Genomic DNA, 4947 nt, shown 5'->3' with positions numbered 1-4947 from the left:
GCCACCGCCGGCGGCCGCCGCGCGGATCGGCCCGTGGCCGGGCGCGCCGGCGTGTTCCCCGCCCGCCGGCGTACGGCGCTGCGCGCCCCTCGGGCCGCGCCGCCGGAAGGGGGTTGTGGGGGCACGTCCCAGCCTCCCCCAGACTCCGTTCGGGGGGGACCCCCACGGCTGAGGGTGGCGGGCTACCGTGGGACGTCGGTTCGTCGTTCGCGCGTGGCGAGTGGGGAGTGATGGGGAGATGGGTCCCTTGCACAGAACGGTGCTCGGCGTCGCGGTGGTGGCGATGCTCGGCGTGACGGCCGGGTGTGGTGGGTCGGCCGACGGGTCGGGGCCCGAGCGGGTGTCGTCCGTGCCGTTCGTGTCGGGTGAGGGCGGCTACGACACCTACCGGGTGCCGGCCGCCATCACCACGCAGGACGGCACGGTGCTGGCGTTCGCCGAGGGGCGGGTCGGCGGGGCCGGGGACAGCGGCGAGATCGACGTCGTCGTGCGGCGTTCCCGTGACGGCGGCCGCACGTGGGGGCGGATGGACGTGGTCGCGCACGGCGACGGCGACACCCGGGGCAATCCGGCGCCGGTGATCGACCCGGAGAGCGGCCGGGTCGTGCTGCTCACCTGCTACAACAGCGGCGAGGTCACCGAGGACGAGATCGTCAGGGGCGTGGTGACGCCCGAGCAGAGCCGGCGGGTGTTCGTGCAGTACAGCGACGACGACGGCCGCTCGTTCAGCGACCCCCGGGAGATCACCGAGGACGTCAAGGCGGACGACTGGCGCTGGTACGCCACCGGGCCCGGGCACGCGCTGGCGCTGACCGAGGGGCCGCACGCCGGGCGGCTCGTGGTGCCGGCCAACCACTCGGCCGCGCCGCCCGACGGCTCGGCCGACACCGGCAAGGAGGCCAAGTACTACGGCTCGCACGCGCTGGTCAGCGACGACGGCGGCCGGAGCTGGCGCGTCGGCTACGTCGACGCCGACTACGAGGGCGTGATCAACTCCAACGAGTCGTCCGCCGCCGAACTCCCGGACGGCCGCGTCTACTTCAGCGCCCGCGACCAGCACGGCACCAGCACCGGCAACCGGGCCGACGCCGTCTCGACGGACGGTGGCGAGAGCCTGGAGGGCGGCACCTTCACCATCCAGGAGAGCCTGAACGACGTGCCCGTGGTGCAGGGCAGCGTGCTGCGGCCGGCCGGCGAGGACGCGCCGCTGCTGTTCTCGGGGCCGTCGAACCCGGACAGCCGCGAGGCCCTCACGGTCTGGCGCAGCGACGACGACGGCGGGTCCTTCACGCGGGTGATCACGCTCTCCGCGCTGCCCGCCGCCTACTCGGACCTGGTGGAGCTGGACGAGGACACGGTCGGCGTGCTGTACGAGACGGGTGACGAGGGTCCCTACGAGCGGATCGAGTTCCGCTGGGTCGGTGTCAGGTAGCGGGCGGTCAGGCGAGGCCGGCGGCGGTGAGGCGCTGGGCGACCAGCGCCACCTCGTCGTCGGTGAGCGGGATCTGTGGTTCCGCCGTCGTGGCGTGGTCGATCACGCCGCGCAGCCGCAGCGCGGCCTTGAAGGCGCCGATGGCGGCCGAGCCGCGGCCCATCCGGGCCGGCGGGGCGGCGTCGACCATGCCGAACAGGCCGAGCAGCCGCTCCTGTTCGGCCCTGGCCCGGCCCCACTCGCCGGCCGTGGCGTGCCGGACGAGACGCACGTAGCCGTGCGGGTCGACGTTGCCGAGGCCGGGGACGACGCCGTGGGCGCCGAGCAACAGGGCGGTGTCCACGAGGAGTTCGGAGCCGGTGAGGACGCTGAAGCCGTTCGGGGCGCTTATGGCGATGGTGCGGAGCGTGGCCTGGTCGCCGCTGGAGTCCTTGAGCCCGGCCAGCGTGCCGTCGGCGGCGAGGTCGAGCACCAGGTCGGCGTCGAGCTTGCTGTGCACCGAGGACGGCAGGTCGTAGGCGACGAGCGGGGCGCCGATCTCCTTGGCGATCCGGTGGAAGTGGCGGGCGATCTCGGTGGGGTGGGTCCTGGCGTAGAACGGGGCGGTGGCCACCACGGCGTCCGCGCCGGCGGCCAGCGCCGTCTCCGCGTGGTCGAGCACCCGGGGGGTGGTCATGTCGATGGCGCCGGCCAGCACGGGGAGCCCGCCCGCCACGTGCCGGACGACGGTCTCGACGACGAGTCGGCGCTGGTGGTCGGTCAGGTAGGCGGCCTCCGAGCTGGAGCCGAGGACGAAGAGGCCGTCGACGCCGGCGCCGGCCAGGTGGTCCACCAGCCGGACGAGGGAGCGGGTGTCGACCGCGCCGTCCGGCGTGAGCGGGGTGCAGACGGGCGGGATCACTCCGGTCAGCCGGCCGGCGGGCAGGGTCATGTGCGCTCCAGGGAGGTGACGGGCGGGGCGCCGCGCGCCGCCCGGGCCTGCTGGACCAGGCCGCTGGTGGACTCGTCCCCGGGCACCGGGTGGTGGCAGCGGTACCGATGGTCGCCCTCGTCGGCGACGAAGTCCGGCATCGACGCGGCGCACGCCTCGTCCGCCTTCCAGCAGCGGGTGCGGAACGGGCAGCCGCTCGGCGGCCTGACGGCCGAGGGCAGCGGCCCGACCAGCGGAATCGGCTGGATCGGGTCGAGCAGTCCAGGCGTCGCCGAGAACAGCGCCCTGGTGTACGGGTGTCGGGCGTGCGCGGTGACGCGCGCCGCGGGCGCCTCCTCGACGATGCGGCCGAGGTACATGGTGATGACGCGGTCGCTCATCCGGCGCACGGTCTGGATGTCGTGCGAGACGAACACCAGGGCGAGGCCGAGGCGTTCGCGGAGGTCGAGGAGGAGGTTGAGGATCTGCGCGCGGACGGAGACGTCGAGCGCGCTGGTCGGCTCGTCGGCGATCAGCAGCTCGGGTTCCAGCGCGAGGGCGCGGGCGATGGCCACGCGTTGCCGCTGCCCGCCGGAGAGTTGGCCGGGCAGCGCGTCGGCGAGCGAGGCGGGGAGCCCGACCAGGGACATCAACTCGCGTACGCGGTCGGCGCGTTGCGCGGGGGTGCCGCGGCGGTGCACGTCGAGTGGATCGCGCAGCACGCGGCGGATCGGCAGCCGGCGGTTGAGCGCGGTCGACGGGTCCTGGAAGACCATGCCGAGCCGGGTGCCGACGGTGACGCGGCGCTCGGCGGGCGGCATCTCCCACAGGTCGCGGCCGCGGTGGGCGACGGTGCCGCTGGTCGGGCGCTGGACGCCGATCAGGACGCGGGCCAGGGTGGACTTGCCGCAGCCGGACTCGCCGACGATGCCGACGGTCTCGCCTGGCGCGACGGTGAGGCTGGCGCCGGTGAGGGCGTGCACCTTGTCCGACCTGAACAGGCCGCCGGTTCTGGCCGGGAAGACGACGTGCGTGTCGGTGACGGTCATCAGGGCGGTGGTGGCGGTGGTGGCGGTGGTGTCGTCGGGTTGCCGGTCGGTCGTCGCGGTCATGGTGACACCTCCTCGGGTGCGAGGCTCGCGGGGCTCGGTGGGCTGGCCGGGTGGTGGCAGAGGACGAGGTGCCCCGCGCCCTCGCCCGGGCGCTCGGGCGGCGTGGCGGCGCAGTCCGCGTCGGCGAACGAGCAGCGGTCCGCGAACCGGCAGCCGGGCGGGAAGGCGGCCGGCGACGGCACGACGCCGCGGATCTGGATCATGCGCTCGGCCGTGGACTCCAGGGAGAGCACGGCGCCGAGCAGGCCGCGGGTGTAGTGGTGGGCCGAGGCGCCGAGCAGGTCGGCGGTGACGCCGGTCTCCACGATCTGCCCGCCGTACATCACGGCGACCCGGTCGGTGACGTCGGCGATCAGGGCCAGGTCGTGGGAGACGAGGATCAGCGCGAAGCCGAGCTCCTCGCGGAGCCGGAGCAGCAGCTCTATCACCTGGGCCTGCACGGTGACGTCGAGCGCGGTGGTGGGCTCGTCGGCGACGATCAGGCGGGGGTCGCGGGAGAGCGCCATGGCGATGAGGACGCGCTGCCGCTGGCCGCCGGAGAGTTCGTGCGGGTAGCTGCGGAGCACGCGTTCCGGGTCGAGGCCGACGAGTTCCAGCAGCTCGGCCGGGGTGCGGCGGCCGCCGCGGCGGACCAGCTGGCGGAGCTGGGCGCGGATGGTCATCGCGGGGTTGAGGGAGGAGAGCGCGTCCTGGTAGACCATCGCCATCTCGTGCCCGAGCAGCCGGCGCCGCTCGCGGGCCGCCAGGCCGACGAGCTCCCGCCCCTGGAACCGGACGCTGCCGCGCACCCGGGCCTCGCGGGGCTGGAGGCCCATCACGGTGAGGGCGGTCAGCGACTTGCCGCAGCCCGACTCCCCGACGAGGCCGAGCACTTCGCCCGGCCGCACCTCGAAGCTGACGCCGGCCACGATGTCGATGCCCGCGTGCCGCCCCTCGAACCCGACCGCCAGGTCGGTGACGGCCAACACCGGCTCCCCACGGTCCGCCACCCCCCGCCGCAACCGCCGCGAAGCGGCGGCCAACGCGGCCCCGTAGGGAAACGCCCCGGCGGCGGAGCCGGCCACGGGCTCCGGGCCTTCGGCCCGGGCCCCGGCGTCAGCCGCGTCGGCCGCAAGCCGCGGCCCGGGCACGGCCGGTCCTGTCCGGGCCGCCAGGCCGCCTGCGGCGTCCGGGCCGGAGGCCCCGGCGGCCGTGTCAGCCACGGGCGAGCCGTCGGCCCAGCCGGCCTCGCCGGCGCCAGGGCCCGAGGCCCCGGCGGCGGACCCACCGGCCTGTTCCGGGCCGGAGGCCCCCGAGCCCGCGTCGGCCGAGCCGGCGGCAGAACCGCCGCCCGGCCCAGCCGCACCAGCGGCCCCGGCTTCGCCGCCGGACGCGACGCCGTCCCCAGCCGCCCGCGCAGCGGGCACAGCCGAATCCGCCGCCCCGGCGGGGGCACCATCGGGCGCCACCTCGGCGTCAGCCGGCACGCCAGCCGCAGGCCGCGCCCCCGGCAG

General features: G+C 75.7%; 3 protein-coding genes and 1 pseudogene. 1 reads left to right on the top strand and 3 read right to left on the bottom strand.

Going from position 1 to position 4947, the window contains the following annotated elements:
• Positions 1-238: 238 nt before the first annotated feature.
• Entirely contained in the window at positions 239-1432 is a 1194-nt protein-coding gene (locus tag ACYVPE_RS39280) for a sialidase family protein (RefSeq protein ID WP_461038638.1), read from the top strand.
• A gap of 7 nt (positions 1433-1439) precedes the next feature.
• Here the strand turns inward: ACYVPE_RS39280 and ACYVPE_RS39275 are convergent, their stop codons facing one another.
• The 3 genes and pseudogenes from ACYVPE_RS39275 to ACYVPE_RS39265 form a co-directional block, all read right to left on the bottom strand.
• Positions 1440-2363, bottom strand: coding sequence for a dihydrodipicolinate synthase family protein (locus tag ACYVPE_RS39275; RefSeq protein WP_461038637.1), 924 nt, complete (start codon positions 2361-2363; stop codon positions 1440-1442).
• Positions 2360-3391, bottom strand: coding sequence for an oligopeptide/dipeptide ABC transporter ATP-binding protein (locus ACYVPE_RS39270; protein WP_461038639.1), 1032 nt, complete (start codon positions 3389-3391; stop codon positions 2360-2362). The genes ACYVPE_RS39275 and ACYVPE_RS39270 overlap by 4 nt, the downstream gene beginning before the upstream one ends.
• 59 nt (positions 3392-3450) lie before the next feature.
• Positions 3451-4476 (bottom strand): annotated as a pseudogene (locus ACYVPE_RS39265) (ABC transporter ATP-binding protein); the annotation flags it as partial.
• Between the last annotated feature and the right edge of the window lie 471 nt (positions 4477-4947).

The organism is Streptomyces mayteni, assembly GCF_054783955.1.
This window is presented reverse-complemented; position numbering and strand designations above follow the sequence as displayed.